Annotated in this window: 11 protein-coding genes, 2 tRNA genes and 3 rRNA genes; 9 read left to right on the top strand and 7 right to left on the bottom strand. The window is 62.0% G+C overall.

What is annotated here, in order from left to right:
• Window positions 1-21 precede the first annotated feature (21 nt).
• The 5 genes from ACCQ13_RS18780 to pyrE form a co-directional block, all read right to left on the bottom strand.
• The gene (locus tag ACCQ13_RS18780; RefSeq protein ID WP_159407753.1) at window positions 22-330 is read right to left on the bottom strand and encodes a helix-hairpin-helix domain-containing protein; all 309 of its coding nucleotides are present in this window, start codon (window positions 328-330) and stop codon (window positions 22-24) included.
• 35 nt (window positions 331-365) lie between these two features.
• Window positions 366-1,295, bottom strand: a complete 930-nt coding sequence (locus tag ACCQ13_RS18775) for a ParB/RepB/Spo0J family partition protein (protein ID WP_104605533.1) — start codon at window positions 1,293-1,295, stop codon at window positions 366-368.
• On the bottom strand, window positions 1,295-2,092 hold the full coding sequence (locus ACCQ13_RS18770; RefSeq protein WP_104605531.1) for a ParA family protein: 798 nt from the start codon (window positions 2,090-2,092) through the stop codon (window positions 1,295-1,297). Before ACCQ13_RS18770 ends, ACCQ13_RS18775 begins: the two co-directional genes overlap by 1 nt.
• Before the next feature lie 111 nt (window positions 2,093-2,203).
• The gene (locus ACCQ13_RS18765) at window positions 2,204-2,863 is read right to left on the bottom strand and encodes a hypothetical protein (RefSeq protein ID WP_167527025.1); all 660 of its coding nucleotides are present in this window, start codon (window positions 2,861-2,863) and stop codon (window positions 2,204-2,206) included.
• 25 nt (window positions 2,864-2,888) lie between these two features.
• The gene (pyrE, locus tag ACCQ13_RS18760) at window positions 2,889-3,548 is read right to left on the bottom strand and encodes an orotate phosphoribosyltransferase (RefSeq protein ID WP_159407752.1); all 660 of its coding nucleotides are present in this window, start codon (window positions 3,546-3,548) and stop codon (window positions 2,889-2,891) included.
• 117 nt (window positions 3,549-3,665) lie between these two features.
• Between pyrE and ACCQ13_RS18755 the strand changes: the two genes are divergently transcribed.
• The 3 genes from ACCQ13_RS18755 to ACCQ13_RS18745 all read left to right on the top strand — a co-directional run bounded on the left by ACCQ13_RS18755 (window position 3,666) and on the right by ACCQ13_RS18745 (window position 6,289).
• Window positions 3,666-4,466, top strand: a complete 801-nt coding sequence (locus ACCQ13_RS18755) for an exodeoxyribonuclease III (RefSeq protein WP_104605527.1) — start codon at window positions 3,666-3,668, stop codon at window positions 4,464-4,466.
• A gap of 241 nt (window positions 4,467-4,707) precedes the next feature.
• A complete protein-coding gene (locus ACCQ13_RS18750) occupies window positions 4,708-6,003 on the top strand; it encodes an AmpG family muropeptide MFS transporter (RefSeq protein ID WP_167526966.1) in 1,296 nt (431 codons plus the stop codon).
• 58 nt (window positions 6,004-6,061) lie between these two features.
• Window positions 6,062-6,289 carry a hypothetical protein gene (locus ACCQ13_RS18745; RefSeq protein ID WP_104605525.1) on the top strand — a complete coding sequence of 76 codons (228 nt, stop codon included), beginning with the start codon at window positions 6,062-6,064 and terminating at the stop codon, window positions 6,287-6,289.
• 50 nt (window positions 6,290-6,339) lie between these two features.
• Here ACCQ13_RS18745 and ACCQ13_RS18740 read toward each other — a convergent pair whose 3' ends face one another.
• Together ACCQ13_RS18740 and ACCQ13_RS18735 are read right to left on the bottom strand one after the other, a co-directional pair.
• On the bottom strand, window positions 6,340-7,473 hold the full coding sequence (locus ACCQ13_RS18740; RefSeq protein WP_159407751.1) for an anhydro-N-acetylmuramic acid kinase: 1,134 nt from the start codon (window positions 7,471-7,473) through the stop codon (window positions 6,340-6,342).
• 264 nt (window positions 7,474-7,737) lie between these two features.
• Window positions 7,738-9,156, bottom strand: a complete 1,419-nt coding sequence (locus ACCQ13_RS18735; protein ID WP_159407750.1) for a M23 family metallopeptidase — start codon at window positions 9,154-9,156, stop codon at window positions 7,738-7,740.
• A 171-nt stretch (window positions 9,157-9,327) separates the two neighbouring features.
• Here ACCQ13_RS18735 and tyrS point away from each other — a divergent pair, with 171 nt between their 5' ends.
• The 6 genes from tyrS (at window position 9,328) to rrf (ending at window position 16,470) form a co-directional block, all read left to right on the top strand.
• Window positions 9,328-10,539, top strand: a complete 1,212-nt coding sequence (tyrS, locus tag ACCQ13_RS18730) for a tyrosine--tRNA ligase (RefSeq protein ID WP_104605539.1) — start codon at window positions 9,328-9,330, stop codon at window positions 10,537-10,539.
• 726 nt (window positions 10,540-11,265) lie between these two features.
• Window positions 11,266-12,812 (top strand): 16S ribosomal RNA (locus ACCQ13_RS18725).
• A gap of 92 nt (window positions 12,813-12,904) precedes the next feature.
• Window positions 12,905-12,980, top strand: a tRNA-Ala gene (locus ACCQ13_RS18720).
• 19 nt (window positions 12,981-12,999) lie between these two features.
• Window positions 13,000-13,076 (top strand) — tRNA-Ile (locus tag ACCQ13_RS18715).
• 228 nt (window positions 13,077-13,304) lie between these two features.
• Window positions 13,305-16,185 (top strand): 23S ribosomal RNA (locus ACCQ13_RS18710).
• Between the two features lie 170 nt (window positions 16,186-16,355).
• Window positions 16,356-16,470, top strand: a 5S ribosomal RNA gene (gene rrf, locus ACCQ13_RS18705).
• Together the 16S, 23S and 5S rRNA genes with 2 tRNA genes alongside form the textbook arrangement of a ribosomal RNA operon.
• The last annotated feature ends 139 nt before the right edge of the window (window positions 16,471-16,609 follow it).

The raw sequence follows: 16,609 nt of genomic DNA, 5'->3' as shown, positions 1-16,609 counted from the left end.
GCAACACGTCAGTGACGCGATTCACCTTATGCTGAGCGGTGCTTCGCTGGCGAGCTTGGCCTTGCGTTCGGCGCTGAACGCCCACCACGGCTGCGCCGCGCCGCCTTCCATGAAGCGCACGATCGACAGGAACACATCGATCACGCAGGGGTCGTGCAGCACGCCGGTGCGCAGGCACAGCTGCGCATGCATGTCGTAGGCATCACGACCGCGCAGCTGCGCAGGCACGCGGATGCCGATCAGGCGCAGATCCTTTTCGCAGGCCGGCCCGACGTTGGGTAGGTCGGTCAGTTGCAGCAGATGCTGGCGGTCCACCTTGGCGGGATTCATTGCCGGCGAGGATCCTGTTGGAGGCGCAACAGCGCTCAGCTGCGCTGCATGCGCAGGCGTTCGAGCACACCGTCCAGCGTGTCCAGATCGGTGTAATGAATCACCAGCTTGCCCTTGCCGCCGCGGCCGTGATTGAACACCACCTTGGTGCCCAGGGATTCGGACAGTTCGGTTTCCAGCGAGGCGATATCCGCCTGCGGCGCCACTGGCGCCGGCTTGCCACGGCGCAGCGCGCCGGGCACCTTGCCGGCGGCAAACTGCTGCGCGCGATGTTCGACTTCGCGCACCGACCAGCCCTGGTCGGCCGCTTCCTGCGCCAGCTTGCTGGCCAGTTCCGGCGCCAGGGTGAGCAGCGCACGCGCATGGCCCATTTCCAGGCGGCGGGTTTCCAGCAGCACCCGGATCGCCACCGGCAATTCCAGTAGTCGCAGCAGGTTGGAGACCGATGCACGCGAACGTCCCACCGCGCCGGCGGCTTCGGCATGGGTCAGCGAAAATTCGTCGATCAGCCGCTGCAGCGCCTGCGCTTCTTCCAGCGGATTGAGGTCTTCGCGCTGGATGTTCTCGATCAGCGCCATCGCGATGACGGTGCGGTCGTCCAGCTCGCGCACCACCACCGGTACCTCGCTCAGCCCGGCCAGCTGCGAGGCGCGCCAGCGGCGTTCGCCGGCCACGATCTCGAACTGCCCCGGCGCCAGCGCGCGCGCCACGATCGGCTGGATCACGCCCTGCGCCTTGATCGACTCCGCCAGCTCGGCCAGCTTGACCTCGTCCATCTCCCGGCGCGGCTGGTACTTGCCCGGCTGCAGCTGGGTCACCGCCAAGGTGCGCAGGGTGTCGCCGGGCTGCAAGGCCTGTGCGTCGGCACCGGCCGGTGCCGACGCGGCGGCCGCACCCTTGGGCCCCAGCAGCGCTTCCAGGCCGCGGCCCAGGCCGCGCTTCTTTGCCAGCGGCGGCTTGCTCATCAGACGGTCTCCACGGGCCGGACGGCCTTGTTGCGGTCGTTCTGGCGGCGCACGATCTCGCCGGCCAGGCCCAGGTAGGCCACCCCGCCACGCGAGGTGCGGTCATAGCCCACGATGCTCTGGCCATGGCTGGGCGCCTCGGCCAAGCGCACGTTGCGCGGCACGATGGTGCGGAACACCTTGTCGCCGAAATGCTCGGTCAGCTCGGCCGACACCGCGTTGGCCAGGTTGTTGCGGATGTCGAACATGGTGCGCAGCACGCCTTCGATCTCCAGCGCCGGGTTGAGGTTGGCGCGCAGCGCTTCGATGGTTTCCAGCAGCGCAGTCAACCCTTCCAGCGCGTAGTACTCGCACTGCATCGGCACGATGATCGAATCGGCGGCGGTCAGCGCGTTGAGCGTCAGCAGCGACAGCGCCGGCGGGCAGTCGATCAGGATGAAGTCGTAGTCGTCGCGGATCGGTGCCAGCGCGCGCTTGAGCCGCTGCTCGCGCTCGCCCTGGTCCATCAGCTGGATTTCGGCAGCGGTCAGGTCGATGTTGCCCGGCAGCAGGTCGAAGCCTTCCGGCGCGGTCACCCGGATCTCGGCGGCAGTGTTTTCGCCCAGCAGCAGGTCGCAGGTGGAGGCGGCCACATCGCGCTTGTCGATGCCGCTGCCCATGGTGGCGTTGCCCTGCGAGTCCAGATCCACCAGCAACACACGCTTGGGCGCGCGCGCCAGGCCGGCCGCCAGATTGACTGCCGTCGTGGTCTTGCCGACGCCGCCTTTCTGGTTGGCAATGGCGATGATCCGGGCCATGCGGGAGAGCCTCGTGGGCAAGGAGTAAGACCAGCCATTATGCGGGCAGGGCGTCGGATCGGGAAATGCCGCCCGCAGCGGCGGCGCGCGCGCGGGAATGACCGCTGCGGGTCAGCCGGCAGGCGCGGCGGTGCCGGCCGGGGCCTGCATGGCGCGGTAGCGTTGCAGGATGTCGGTGATCTCCCCGTCCAGCGCCACCCGTTGCTGCTCGAAGCTGGTTTGCAGGCGCAACTGCGCCAGCAGTTCGCGATGGCGTTGCTGGATGTCGCCGGCCAGCTTGTCGGCCACCGCCTGGCCGGCCAGCTCACGGTCGCCGGCGGCGCGCAGCAGGCTGGCCAGTCCCTCGCGCAGGCTGGTCACGTTGAAGCGTGCGGTGTGGATATTGTTGTCCACGATGGCGATGCGCTCGTTGAACACCCGGCGCAGGTCGTCCTCGCTTTGATACGACATCAGCATCGCCTGGTCGGTGCGCTTGCGCATCTGGTCGGCGGCCAGGTCGGCCTGGCGCTGCTGTTCGCTGGCCGCAGCGGCGGCGCGCTCGTCGCTGTTCATGGCCCGCTGCACCTCGGCGCTGCGCAGCCCGCTCTTGGCGTTGAACTCGTCGCGCGCCTGGTTCACCGCCTCCGGCGGCAGCGTATCGCTGCACACCCGGGCGCCGTTCTGATTCCAGCAATACAGTTTCTTTGCCGCCTTGTCCTGCGCGGTGGCAGGCGCGGCGGCGAGGGCCGCCATGACGGCGGCGAGCATGGCCAAAGATATGTATTTCGGCATCATCGCAGCCCCCTGTCGCCTGCCGTCAGCCCGTGGTGTCGGTTCCATAGCGGCCACGATAGGCCAGCAGCGGTTCCCGGTAGCCGACAAGGTCGGCGTTTCCTGCCGCAAAAGCAAGCAGATCGGCGAGGTTGGCCACCGCAATCACCGCAATACCGGCCTCGGCCGCCACCGCCTGCGCCGCCGAGCGGCGGTCCTGCTCGGAAGCGATCTCCTGCCGGTCCAACGCCACCACGATGCCGGCCGGGGTACCACCGGCCGCGCGGATGATGGCCAGCGCCTCGCGGATCGCGGTGCCGGCGGTAATCACGTCGTCCACGATCAACACTTTGCGTCCGGCCAGCGGCGCCCCGATCAGGCTGCCGCCCTCGCCATGGTCCTTGGCCTCCTTGCGATTGAACGCCAGCGGCAGATCGCGGCCGCGTCCGGCGTAGGCACAGGCCAGCGCCGTCGCCAACGGGATGCCCTTGTAGGCCGGCCCGAACACCAGGTCGAACTCCACCCCGGCCGCGTCGATCGCATCGGCGTAGCACTGCGCCAGCTGCGCCGTCTTGGCCCCGGAATCGAAGCGCCCGGCGTTGAAGAAATACGGACTGAGCCGCCCGGACTTGAGCGTGAACTCGCCAAAGCGCAAGGCATCGGCATCCAGGGCCAGCTGCAGGAAACGGGTGCGGTGGTCGGTCATGGGGGGGAATGGGGAATGGGGAATCGGGAATGGTAAACGCATCGCGCGCCAGCAGCCTTCCAGACGTCCGTGGGGTAGGCTTTACGATTCTCCATTCCCGATTCCCCATTCCCGCCCATGCGCATCATCAGTTTCAACGCCAATGGCCTGCGATCGGCCGCCAGCAAGGGCTTTTTCGACTGGTTTGTCGCCCAGGACGCGGATGTGCTGTGCATCCAGGAGACCAAGGCCCAGGAGCACCAGCTGGCCGGGCCCCAATTCCTGCCGGCCGGCTACAAGGCCTGGTTTCGCGATGCCAGCACCAAGAAGGGCTACAGCGGCGTGGCGATCTACGCCCGGCGCGAACCCGACGAGGTGCGCACCGCGCTGGGCTGGCCCGAGTTCGACGAAGAAGGGCGCTACATCGAAGCGCGTTTCGGCAACCTCAGCGTGGTGTCCTTCTATATCCCGTCCGGCTCGTCGGGCGAATTGCGCCAGGACTACAAGTTCCAGGTGATGCGGTGGCTGCGGCCGATCCTGGAAGAATGGCTGGCCAGCGGCCGCCAGTACGTGCTGTGCGGCGACTGGAACATCGTGCGCACCGCGCTGGACATCAAGAACTGGAAGTCCAACCAGAAGAATTCCGGCTGCCTGCCGCCCGAGCGCGACTGGCTCAACGGCCTGTGCGCTGATGCGCCAAGCGATGCCAGCGCCGCCGACGGCCGCGGCTGGGTCGACAGTTACCGCGTGTTGCATCCGCAGGGCCAGGACTACACCTGGTGGAGCAACCGCGGCGCCGCGCGCGCCAATGACGTGGGGTGGCGCATCGACTATCAATTGGTCACCCCCGGCTTGCGCGAGGCATTGCAGGCCTGCGCGATCTACCGCGAGCAGCGCTTCTCCGACCATGCACCGTATGTCGTGGATTACGCGCTGTGAGCGAGGCCGCACAGCTGGTCGGCGCGAGACTGGGCGGGAGTGTCGCTACTCGGAATTGGCGCGCGTCCGGTGGCGTGGCGCAGTCAGGCATCACGCGCATGCGGGTGATCGCCCGCCGCAGCGTAATGGCTGCAGATCCTTCAGGGAGCCGATGGTGCGTTTGCGTCAGCCCGGCCCGCGCTGCGGTCGCTGACAATGCCCGTACTGTATCGACCCGCATCCGATCCCACCGGTCGCACGCATGACCGAGCCCGCACCCAAGTACAAAGGCCTGCGCGGCATCCGGTACGCCTTCGCCACGCCATCGGCGGCGACCATGGCATTGCTGGGTTTCGGTAGCGGCCTGCCGTTCCTGCTGATCGCCTCGCAAACGCTGTCCACACGGTTGCGTGACGTCGGGCTGGACCTGGGTAGCATCGGCCTGATCAGCCTGGCCAGCTTTTGTTATCAGCTCAAGTTCCTGTGGGCGCCGCTGATCGACCGCTACGCGTTTCCGCTCACGGCCTTTCTCGGCCGCCGCCGCTCCTGGCTGCTGGTCGCGCAACTCGGCGTCACCATTGGCCTGTTCGCCCTGGCATTTTCGCGCCCGGATCTGAGCGTCACCGGTTTGGTCGGTTGGGTGTTGTTCGCCTCGTTCTGGGGCGCCACCCAGGATTCGGTGGTGGATGCCTACCGCATCGAGATCGCGCCGGAAACCGCGCAGGCAGCGCTGGCTGCGACCTATACCCTGGGGTACCGCATCGGCCTGATCCTGGGCGGCGCCGGTGCGCTGTACATGGCCGAATACCTCGGCTGGACCTGGGCGTACCTGGGCATGTCGGCGCTGATGCTGCTGCCGATCGTCACCACGCTGGTGTGCCGCGAGCCCGACCGACCCGACGCCACGGTGGTCCGCCGCGTGGATGTGGCAGGAGCATTCTGGCAACCCATCTCCAGCTTCTTTTCCGGCAATGGCGTGGCGTTGGGGGTCGTGCTGCTGCTGTTCGTGGGTTTGTACAAGTTCCCGGACCAGGTGATCGGCGTCATGGCCGGGCCGTTCTATCTGGATTCTGGCTACACCAAGGCCGACATCGCTACCGTCTCCAAACTGTTCGGTGTCTGGATGGGAATCGTGGGCGCGTTTGCCGGCGGTGCGGCAGTGGCAGCATTCGGCTTCCGTCGCATGTTGCTGGTGGCTGCGCTGGGGGTGGCGTTGTCCAACCTGGCGTTCCTGCTGATGGCGCACAACCCCGGCAAGCTGTGGGCGTTCTATGCCGCGCTCAGCGCCGACAACCTGTTTCAGGGGTTCGCCGGCACGGTGCTGGTGGCCTTCATGTCGTCGCTGACCGACCGCAACTTCACCGCCACGCAATACGCATTACTGGTATCGCTGGCCAATCTGCCGGGCAAGTTCGCTGGCGGCGTGTCCGGGTTTCTGGTCCAGGCCACGTCCTACAGCACCTTCTTCATCCTCAGTGCCCTGACGGTGATCCCGACCCTGCTGCTATTGGCCTGGCTCTGGCCACGCCTGCTGGCACACGACAGGCCGCCGGATTGAAACCGCCCTCAAGGTTGTCGATGATGCCGACGGGGCACTGCATCGCACGAGGAAGGGCATGACCGATCTGGTGTTGCGAGACATCGATCCGCTGCTGGTAGACCGCATCCGGCGCATTTCCGTCGCACGGGGCTGGACCCAGCACCAGACCGTCATGCATCTGCTCGAACAAGGGCTGTTCGCCAGCGAATACGAAGTCACCGGCGGCCTGCAGCATCCGGAAGTCGATGCCCTGGCCGAAGCGATTGCCGCGCTCAAGGCGCTGCCGGCCGGCACCAATCCCTAGTGCGTCGGATTGGCCAGACAGCGCCGGTCATCGCCTCCAGGCAATCCAGCTCATGCCGGATGGATTGCGCCAAGTAGCCGGAGCCCCGCCGCGCCGGTGACCGACGGCAGGTTCGCCGGGCGCCCGGCCAGGAGTTCGGCCGCCAGCCAGGCAAACCCCATCGCTTCCAGATAATCCGGATCCAGCCCATGCCGCGCGCTGGATTCCACCACCCCCCCCGGCAGCCGCGCTGCCAGGCGTGCCATCAGCACCGGATTGCGCACACCGCCGCCGCAGACCAGCACCCGGCGGGTCTGCGGCTGCAGCCGCAACAAGGCCTCGGCCACGGTGGCTGCGGTGAGTTCGAGCAAGGTCGCCTGCACATCGGCCGGGTGCAGGCGCGCATCGCCCATCGCCTGCATCACCCAGGCCAGGTGGAACTGCTCGCGCCCGGTGCTCTTGGGCGGCGCCAGCGCAAACCATGGGTCGGCCAGCAACGCCTGCAGCAGGCGCGCATCCACCTGGCCACTGGCCGCGAACGCACCGTCGGCGTCGAACGCGGTGCCGCGATGCTGCTGGCACCAGCTGTCCAGCAGCGCGTTGGCCGGCCCGGTATCGAAGCCCAGTACCGTGCCCTCGCGCGGGATCAGCGTCAGGTTACCGATGCCGCCCAGGTTGAGCACCGCGCGGTCTTCATCGCCCGTCCCCAGCATGGCAAGATGAAAGGCCGGCATCAGCGGCGCGCCCTGTCCACCGGCAGCGACATCGCGGCGGCGGAAATCGGCCACCGTGGTCAGGCCGGTGTGCTCGGCGATCCGGCTGGCATCGCCGATCTGCCAGGTAAAGGCCGGATCCCCGTTTGGCCGGTGGCGGATGGTCTGCCCATGCGAGCCGATCGCGCGGATACGTGCGTGCACCACCCCGGCCTCGGCGATGAGCTGGTTGGCCGCGTCGGCGAACGCCAGCCCCACCTGTGCATCCAGCCGCCCAAGTGCATCGATGGCGACCGTCTCCGCGCCCTGGCCCAGCGCAACCAGCCGCTCGCGCAACGCCGGCGCCCACGGCACCGTGATGCCTGCCACCAACGCGCAGCGGCGATGGCTGTCGTCGGCAAAGCGCACCAGCGCCGCGTCGATGCCGTCGGCGCTGGTGCCCGACATCAGGCCCAGGTAAAGCGGGGAGTCAACGTGTTCCAAAGCAGGCATGCCGGAGCCAGAGATGCGCGGCCGTCCAGCTTGTGCAGCCGGAGCAGGGTCGTCAACTGCTCCCGCGTTCGAAAGCGGTGGTCATCGGCTGCGTCCACCTCTGCCGGCACGCCTGGCACCGGCGACGGGGCACTGCTGTCGTGGCGAGATGGCGTGGGAAGCAACCAACCGGTGTCGCCCGTTGTTCACTCCCCGCCGATGGCCGCTCCATTACGGGCGCTGTGCCGCCGGTTTGCCGCCGGCAATCGCAGCGCCTGGCCGCGCTCAGCCGCGCGACTTGCCCTTGGCCGGCTTGCCGGCTTCGGCGTAGATCAGCTTTTCCATCCCTTCGATGCGCGCCATCGCCGGTGCGGTCTGCGTGCGGAAGGCGGCCAGTTCGGTGCCCTGCAACGGCTCCGGCGGCGGCATGGTCACCGACATCGGGTTGCGCTGCTGCCCGGCCACGCGAAATTCATAATGCAGGTGCGGGCCGGTCGCAAGGCCCGTCATGCCGACATAGCCGATCACCGTGCCCTGGTTGATGCGCTGGCCCGCCTTGATCTTGCCAAAGCGCGACATGTGGCCGTACAGTGTGCTGTAGTTCTTGCCGTGGTCCAGGATCACCACATTGCCGTAGCCGCGCTGGGTGCCGACGAACACCACCCGCGCATCGCCGGCCGCCATGATCGGCGTGCCCGAAGCAGCCGCGTAATCCACACCCTTGTGCATGCGCATCGTGCCCAGCACCGGGTGCCGGCGCGCGCCGAAGGTGGAGCTGATGCGGCTATACGCCACCGGCATGCGGATGAAGCTCTTCTTCAGCGGCCGGCCGGTGATGTCGTAATACTCGGCCGGCTTGCCGGCGCGCTCGAAGCGGAAGCCGGTGTAAGTCTTGCCACCGGTGGTGAACGTCGCCGCCAGGATGTCGCCGGTACTGATCCGCTCGCCCTCGCGCCAGGTTTCATCCATCACCACGCTGAAGCGGTCGCCCGGCTGCAGATCCTTGTCGAAGTCGATGTCGTACTTGAAGATCTCGTCGGTCATGATCGCCACCGCCGCCGGCGACAATCCGGATTTGTCGGCCGAGGCGTATAGCGAGCTGGCGATCTCGCCGCTGGCCACCACCGTGCGTTTGGTGGTCGCCCGCTCGATTACGTTCTCGCGCACGTTGTCGCCCAGCAGGCGCAGTTCCACCCGGTGGCTGTCGTCGCGGTCGAAGCGCAGTGCCCGCAACTGGCCGGGCGTGGGCATGTCGAACGCGATTTCCGCGCCCGGGTGCAGCTTGGTCAGCGCCTCCTTGGTGCCGGGATGCGACAGCACCTGGTACATCACCGGGGTCGGAATTCCCAATTCGCCGAACAAGGTGCTCAGCGTCTGCCCCGGCTTGACCTGCAGGATCTCCCACTCGGTACTCGGCGCCAGCTGCTTGCGGCTGGGCACCAGCGGCGGCAAGGGCAATGCCAGCGTGGAGTGGCTGGACAGCGGGGTGTCGATCGCATTGGAGAAACCGGGCACGATGGTCGCCACCATCGCGCCGATGGTGGCGAACAGGCTGGCGTGGATCCAGTGACGGCGAGTCCAATGGCCGTTGAAGGCGGCCGGCAGGTGCGCCTTGAGCTTGCGATGCAGTGCAGTGTCGTGGAGAACATGGAGGCGTTCGTGGAAGCGCCGCTTGCGTGCACGGCCCTGCTCGGAGTTCTGCATCGTTCAATGTCCTCGATGGCTCGAAGTGCGAGCCCAATCGCCGGTACCATAGACAGGCTGTAACAGCGCGTCAAACCATTGAGCCTGTTCATTATTTTCACTTGGCGCGGAATTAACTCGCGTTTAACATTATTCACGTTATTGACGGCAAAGCGCCGCTGGAGTCTGTGGTTGGCCACTATCGAAGAATCCCTCGCCCTCATTGGCCGTGGCGCCGACGAGATCCTCAAGCTCGATCAGCTCGAAGCCCGCCTGAAATCGGGCGTACCGCTGCGGGTGAAGGCCGGCTTCGATCCCACCGCGCCGGATCTGCATCTGGGCCACACCGTGCTGCTCAACAAGATGCGGCAATTCCAGCAGCTCGGGCACCAGGTCATTTTCCTGATCGGCGACTTCACCGGCATGATCGGCGACCCCAGCGGCAAGAACGTCACCCGCAAACCGCTCAGCCGCGAGGATGTGCTGGCCAATGCCCGCACCTATGAAGAGCAGGTCTTCAAGATCCTGGACCGCGAGCGCACCGAGGTGCGCTTCAACTCCGAGTGGTTCGGGCAGATGACCGCAGCGGACATGATCAAGCTGTCCGCCCAGCACACCGTAGCCCGCATGCTGGAGCGCGACGATTTCGCCAAGCGCTTCACCGGCCAGCAGCCGATCGCCATCCACGAATTCCTCTATCCCCTGGTGCAGGGTTACGACTCGGTCGCGCTGAAGGCCGATGTCGAGCTCGGCGGCACCGATCAGAAGTTCAACCTATTGATGGGTCGTGGCCTGCAGGAGCATTACGGCCAGGCCCCGCAGATCGTGCTGACCATGCCGTTGCTGGAAGGCCTGGATGGCGTGGCCAAGATGTCCAAGTCGCTGGGCAACTACATCGGCATCAATGAGCCGGCCATCGACATCGTCACCAAGACCATGAAGATCGGCGATGCGCTGGCCTGGCGCTGGATCGATCTGCTCTCCTTTGAGATCGGCGTGGCCGACGCGGCGCGCCTGAAAGAGCAGGTCGCCACCGGTGAGTTGCACCCGCGCGATGTCAAATTGCGCCTGGCGCGCGAATTGGCCACGCGGTTTCATGACGCGGCCACGGCCGAGCAGGCGATTGCCGGCTGGCACGCCGTGGTGACCGGGCAGGGCGACACCAGCCTGCTGCCCTTGCATGAAGTCGCGGTGCCGGCCGAGGGCCTGCGCATCGCCAGTCTGCTGACCTCAGCCGGCCTCACGCCGAGCAATTCCGAAGCGACGCGCAAGCTGAAGGAGCGCGCGGTCAAGATCGACGGCGAAGTCATCGAAGATGCGGCGCGCCTGTTCGGCCCGGGTTTTGAAGGCGTGATCCAGGTGGGCAAGCGCAACTTCGCCCGGGTGGTGCTGGTCAACAGCTAAGGCGCGCCACGCTGCTGCAGAGCGGCAATCACCAGTGGCTGCCGCTTCCTTTATCAGGAGGAGGCCGCAGCCCCGATGGCATGTTCAGACCACGAATGCCTGCAGGTTTGCGGAGCAGCGCAAGGTTTCAGGAAAGCTCGTGAAATATTTTTCACAAATGGCTTCCCAAAACCGTTTCGTGGGCATATAGTTCGCCTCCCCCGACGCAACGGACCCGCAAACGCGGCAACAGCGCAGAAGGGTTCGAAAATTCCCTGAAAGTTAGGGTGTTGACGAAACGCAAAACCCGGCTATGATGGTCGGCTAGCTACACGGAAAGCTGCTTCGGCAGGTTGAGGTGGAGCAGCGGCAACCTCCTCTTCACGAGGGGTTGACGAGGATGAAAAGCCTGCTAATATGGCCGGCTCGCTTCGCAGAAAACCTTCGGGTCGACACGAAGCAGCGTCAACCACCTGAGATTGAGGTGTTGACGGCAAGAAAAAGTCCGCTATAATGGGCGGCTCGCTTCGACGGAAACGACGAAGCTGACGGGAACGGCGCTGAGGCCACTTCCCAATGTTCTTTGACAGTGTGCGCAGGTAATTTGTGCGGACGCCTGCAGGAAGGATGATTGTCCATCTTGCAGACGTTTAATCAAAAAGCAACATATTAATTGCTTTGCAAGCGATAAGTTGTCAGTGGTTGAACTTCTGCAGCTAAGAGTATTGACCTTCGGGTCTGTAATTTTAAGTGAAGAGTTTGATCCTGGCTCAGAGTGAACGCTGGCGGCAGGCCTAACACATGCAAGTCGAACGGCAGCACAGTAAGAGCTTGCTCTTATGGGTGGCGAGTGGCGGACGGGTGAGGAATACATCGGAATCTACTCTTTCGTGGGGGATAACGTAGGGAAACTTACGCTAATACCGCATACGACCTACGGGTGAAAGCGGAGGACCTTCGGGCTTCGCGCGATTGAATGAGCCGATGTCGGATTAGCTAGTTGGCGGGGTAAAGGCCCACCAAGGCGACGATCCGTAGCTGGTCTGAGAGGATGATCAGCCACACTGGAACTGAGACACGGTCCAGACTCCTACGGGAGGCAGCAGTGGGGAATATTGGACAATGGGCGCAAGCCTGATCCAGCCATGCCGCGTGGGTGAAGAAGGCCTTCGGGTTGTAAAGCCCTTTTGTTGGGAAAGAAAAGCAGTCGGTTAATACCCGATTGTTCTGACGGTACCCAAAGAATAAGCACCGGCTAACTTCGTGCCAGCAGCCGCGGTAATACGAAGGGTGCAAGCGTTACTCGGAATTACTGGGCGTAAAGCGTGCGTAGGTGGTGGTTTAAGTCTGTTGTGAAAGCCCTGGGCTCAACCTGGGAATTGCAGTGGATACTGGGTCACTAGAGTGTGGTAGAGGGTAGCGGAATTCCCGGTGTAGCAGTGAAATGCGTAGAGATCGGGAGGAACATCCGTGGCGAAGGCGGCTACCTGGACCAACACTGACACTGAGGCACGAAAGCGTGGGGAGCAAACAGGATTAGATACCCTGGTAGTCCACGCCCTAAACGATGCGAACTGGATGTTGGGTGCAATTTGGCACGCAGTATCGAAGCTAACGCGTTAAGTTCGCCGCCTGGGGAGTACGGTCGCAAGACTGAAACTCAAAGGAATTGACGGGGGCCCGCACAAGCGGTGGAGTATGTGGTTTAATTCGATGCAACGCGAAGAACCTTACCTGGTCTTGACATCCACGGAACTTTCCAGAGATGGATTGGTGCCTTCGGGAACCGTGAGACAGGTGCTGCATGGCTGTCGTCAGCTCGTGTCGTGAGATGTTGGGTTAAGTCCCGCAACGAGCGCAACCCTTGTCCTTAGTTGCCAGCACGTAATGGTGGGAACTCTAAGGAGACCGCCGGTGACAAACCGGAGGAAGGTGGGGATGACGTCAAGTCATCATGGCCCTTACGACCAGGGCTACACACGTACTACAATGGTAGGGACAGAGGGCTGCAAACCCGCGAGGGCAAGCCAATCCCAGAAACCCTATCTCAGTCCGGATTGGAGTCTGCAACTCGACTCCATGAAGTCGGAATCGCTAGTAATCGCAGATCAGCATTGCTGCGGTGAATACGTCCCCGGGCCTTGTACACACCGCCCGTCACACCATGGGAGTTTGTTGCACCAGAAGCAGGTAGCTTAACCTTCGGGAGGGCGCTTGCCACGGTGTGGCCGATGACTGGGGTGAAGTCGTAACAAGGTAGCCGTATCGGAAGGTGCGGCTGGATCACCTCCTTTTGAGCATGACGTCATCGTCTTGCGGGCGTCCTCACAAATTACCTGCATTCAGAGATTCATACCGGCACAGGTCGGTATGCGAAGTCCCTTTTGGGGCCTTAGCTCAGCTGGGAGAGCACCTGCTTTGCAAGCAGGGGGTCGTCGGTTCGATCCCGACAGGCTCCACCATATTGAGTGAAAAGACTTCGGGTCTGTAGCTCAGGTGGTTAGAGCGCACCCCTGATAAGGGTGAGGTCGGTAGTTCGAGTCTACCCAGACCCACCACTCTGAATGTAGTGCACACTTAAGAATTTATACGGATCAGCGTTGAGGCTGGTACGTGTTCTTTTATAACTTGTGACGTAGCGAGCGTTTGAGATATCTATCTAAACGTGTCGTTGAGGCTAAGGCGGGGACTTCGAGTCCCTAAGTAAATTGAGTCGTATGTTCGCGTTGGTGGCTTTGTACCCCACACAACACGGCATGTGACCCTGAGGCAACTTGGGGTTATATGGTCAAGCGAATAAGCGCACACGGTGGATGCCTAGGCGGTCAGAGGCGATGAAGGACGTGGTAGCCTGCGAAAAGTGTCGGGGAGCTGGCAACAAGCTTTGATCCGGCAATGTCCGAATGGGGAAACCCACTGCTTCGGCAGTATCCTGCAGTGAATTCATAGCTGCTGGAAGCGAACCCGGTGAACTGAAATATCTAAGTAACCGGAGGAAAAGAAATCAACCGAGATTCCCTAAGTAGTGACGAGCGAACGGGGAACAGCCCTTAAGCTGGAATGGCTTTAGAAAAACAATCTGGAAAGATTGGCCATAGAAGGTGATAGCCCTGTATTTAAAAGGGCCACTCCAGTGAAGACGAGTAGGGCGGGGCACGTGAAACCCTGTCTGAATATGGGGGGACCATCCTCCAAGGCTAAATACTCCTGACCGACCGATAGTGAACCAGTACCGTGAGGGAAAGGCGAAAAGAACCCCGGAGAGGGGAGTGAAATAGATCCTGAAACCGTGTGCGTACAAGCAGTAGGAGCTCGCAAGAGTGACTGCGTACCTTTTGTATAATGGGTCAGCGACTTACTGTTCGTGGCAAGCTTAACCGTATAGGGGAGGCGAAGGGAAACCGAGTCTGATAAGGGCGCATAGTCGCGGGCAGTAGACCCGAAACCGGGTGATCTAGTCATGGCCAGGGTGAAGGTGCCGTAACAGGTACTGGAGGCCCGAACCCACGTCTGTTGCAAAAGACGGGGATGAGCTGTGATTAGGAGTGAAAAGCTAATCGAACCCGGAGATAGCTGGTTCTCCTCGAAAGCTATTTAGGTAGCGCCTCGGACGAATACTACTGGGGGTAGAGCACTGTTATGGCTAGGGGGTCATCGCGACTTACCAAACCATTGCAAACTCCGAATACCAGTACGTACTATCCGGGAGACACACGGCGGGTGCTAACGTCCGTCGTGAAAAGGGAAACAACCCAGACCCACAGCTAAGGTCCCAAATTCACTGCTAAGTGGAAAACGATGTGGAAAGGCATAGACAGCCAGGAGGTTGGCTTAGAAGCAGCCACCCTTTAAAGAAAGCGTAATAGCTCACTGGTCGAGTCGGTCTGCGCGGAAGATTTAACGGGGCTAAGCAGTGAACCGAAGCTTGGGGTGCATAAAACTTGTTTTATGCGCGGTAGAGGAGCGTTCCGTAAGCCTGCGAAGGTGGATTGAGAAGTCTGCTGGAGGTATCGGAAGTGCGAATGCTGACATGAGTAACGATAATGCGGGTGAAAAGCCCGCACGCCGAAAGCCCAAGGTTTCCTTGCGCAACGTTAATCGACGCAGGGTTAGTCGGTCCCTAAGGCGAGGGCGAAAGCCGTAGTCGATGGGAAGCAGGTTAATATTCCTGCACCTCGCGTGAGTGCGATGGAGGGACGGAGAAGGTTAGGTGTACCGGGCGTTGGTTGTCCCGGGGAAAGGCGGTAGGTTTGGATCTTTGGCAAATCCGGGATCCTTTAAGACCGAGCACCGAGACGAGCCTTTATGGCGAAGTCACTGATACCACGCTTCCAGGAAAAGCTCCTAAGCTTCAGCTCACGAAGACCGTACCGTAAACCGACACAGGTGGGTAGGATGAGAATTCTCAGGCGCTTGAGAGAACTCGGGTGAAGGAACTAGGCAACATGGCACCGTAACTTCGGGAGAAGGTGCACCCTTTTTGGTGGCTCGTGCGAGCTATAGCTGAAGAGGGTCGCAGAAACCAGGCCGCTGCGACTGTTTATCAAAAACACAGCACTCTGCAAACACGAAAGTGGACGTATAGGGTGTGACGCCTGCCCGGTGCTGGAAGGTTAATTGATGGGGTCAGCCGCAAGGCGAAGCTCTTGATCGAAGCCCCAGTAAACGGCGGCCGTAACTATAACGGTCCTAAGGTAGCGAAATTCCTTGTCGGGTAAGTTCCGACCTGCACGAATGGCGTAACGACAGCGGCGCTGTCTCCACCCGAGACTCAGTGAAATTGAAATCGCTGTGAAGATGCAGCGTTCCCGTGGCAAGACGGAAAGACCCCGTGAACCTTTACTATAGCTTTACACTGAACGTTGAGTTCGTCTGTGTAGGATAGGTGGGAGGCTATGAAACTGTGGCGCTAGCTGCAGTGGAGCCATCCTTGAAATACCACCCTGTCGTGCTTGACGTTCTAACCTAGATCCGTTATCCGGATCAGGGACCGTGTATGGTGGGTAGTTTGACTGGGGCGGTCTCCTCCTAAAGAGTAACGGAGGAGCACGAAGGTACGCTCAGCGCGGTCGGACATCGCGCACTGTGTGCAAAGGCATAAGCGTGCTTGACTGCAAGATCGACGGATCAAGCAGGTACGAAAGTAGGTCTTAGTGATCCGGTGGTTCTGTATGGAAGGGCCATCGCTCAACGGATAAAAGGTACTCCGGGGATAACAGGCTGATACCGCCCAAGAGTTCATATCGACGGCGGTGTTTGGCACCTCGATGTCGGCTCATCACATCCTGGGGCTGTAGTCGGTCCCAAGGGTATGGCTGTTCGCCATTTAAAGTGGTACGCGAGCTGGGTTCAGAACGTCGTGAGACAGTTCGGTCCCTATCTGCCATGGGCGTTGGAAGTTTGAGAGGGGCTGCTCCTAGTACGAGAGGACCGGAGTGGACGAACCTCTGGTGTTCCGGTTGTCACGCCAGTGGCATTGCCGGGTAGCTATGTTCGGAAGCGATAACCGCTGAAAGCATCTAAGCGGGAAGCGCGCCTCAAGATGAGACTTCCCGGGGCACAAGCCCCCTAAAGGAACCATGTAGACTACGTGGTTGATAGGTCAGGTGTGTAAGTACAGCAATGTATTGAGCTAACTGATACTAATGATCCGTGCGGCTTGACCATATAACCTCAAGTTGCCTTGGTCCCAACGAACGTTGGTAGATCATCAAATGCAAGCTACGTCACAAGTTAACTATGCGAGGCTGAGCGCCGTAGGTGCTTCCATACGCAAACGCTTGCACACCCGTGCTCACGTTTGAGGAAGCAGCAACTGGCGACGCTCCAACCGTCTCCCTGGTGAAATTAGCGCTGTGGAACCACCCGATCCCATCCCGAACTCGGAAGTGAAACGCAGCTGCGCCGATGGTAGTGTGGCTCAAGCCATGCGAGAGTAGGTCATCGCCAGGGGCTTTTCCCCAAACCCTCAGTCCAACAGGACTGGGGGTTTGTTCTTTTTGCCCCACTCCAAAGCAACAACATCACTCAGGCCTACGCTTGGGCGAGCGCTGTCGTTTGCTCCGCTTTATGTCGCGCTTGCTTAATACAG

The organism is Xanthomonas sp. NCPPB 1638 (genome assembly GCF_041475635.2).
GTDB lineage: Bacteria > Pseudomonadota > Gammaproteobacteria > Xanthomonadales > Xanthomonadaceae > Xanthomonas > Xanthomonas cucurbitae.
This window is presented reverse-complemented; position numbering and strand designations above follow the sequence as displayed.

Coding starts and splice junctions, on each gene's coding strand:
- ACCQ13_RS18750 (WP_167526966.1), top strand. CDS start 4,708: ATGACCGAGCCCGCACCCAAGTACAAAGGCCTGCGCGGCATCCGGTAC.
- ACCQ13_RS18775 (WP_104605533.1), bottom strand. CDS start 1,295: ATGAGCAAGCCGCCGCTGGCAAAGAAGCGCGGCCTGGGCCGCGGCCTG.
- ACCQ13_RS18765 (WP_167527025.1), bottom strand. CDS start 2,863: ATGCCGAAATACATATCTTTGGCCATGCTCGCCGCCGTCATGGCGGCC.
- ACCQ13_RS18770 (WP_104605531.1), bottom strand. CDS start 2,092: ATGGCCCGGATCATCGCCATTGCCAACCAGAAAGGCGGCGTCGGCAAG.
- ACCQ13_RS18745 (WP_104605525.1), top strand. CDS start 6,062: ATGACCGATCTGGTGTTGCGAGACATCGATCCGCTGCTGGTAGACCGC.
- pyrE (WP_159407752.1), bottom strand. CDS start 3,548: ATGACCGACCACCGCACCCGTTTCCTGCAGCTGGCCCTGGATGCCGAT.
- ACCQ13_RS18755 (WP_104605527.1), top strand. CDS start 3,666: ATGCGCATCATCAGTTTCAACGCCAATGGCCTGCGATCGGCCGCCAGC.
- ACCQ13_RS18740 (WP_159407751.1), bottom strand. CDS start 7,473: ATGCCTGCTTTGGAACACGTTGACTCCCCGCTTTACCTGGGCCTGATG.
- ACCQ13_RS18780 (WP_159407753.1), bottom strand. CDS start 330: ATGAATCCCGCCAAGGTGGACCGCCAGCATCTGCTGCAACTGACCGAC.
- ACCQ13_RS18735 (WP_159407750.1), bottom strand. CDS start 9,156: ATGCAGAACTCCGAGCAGGGCCGTGCACGCAAGCGGCGCTTCCACGAA.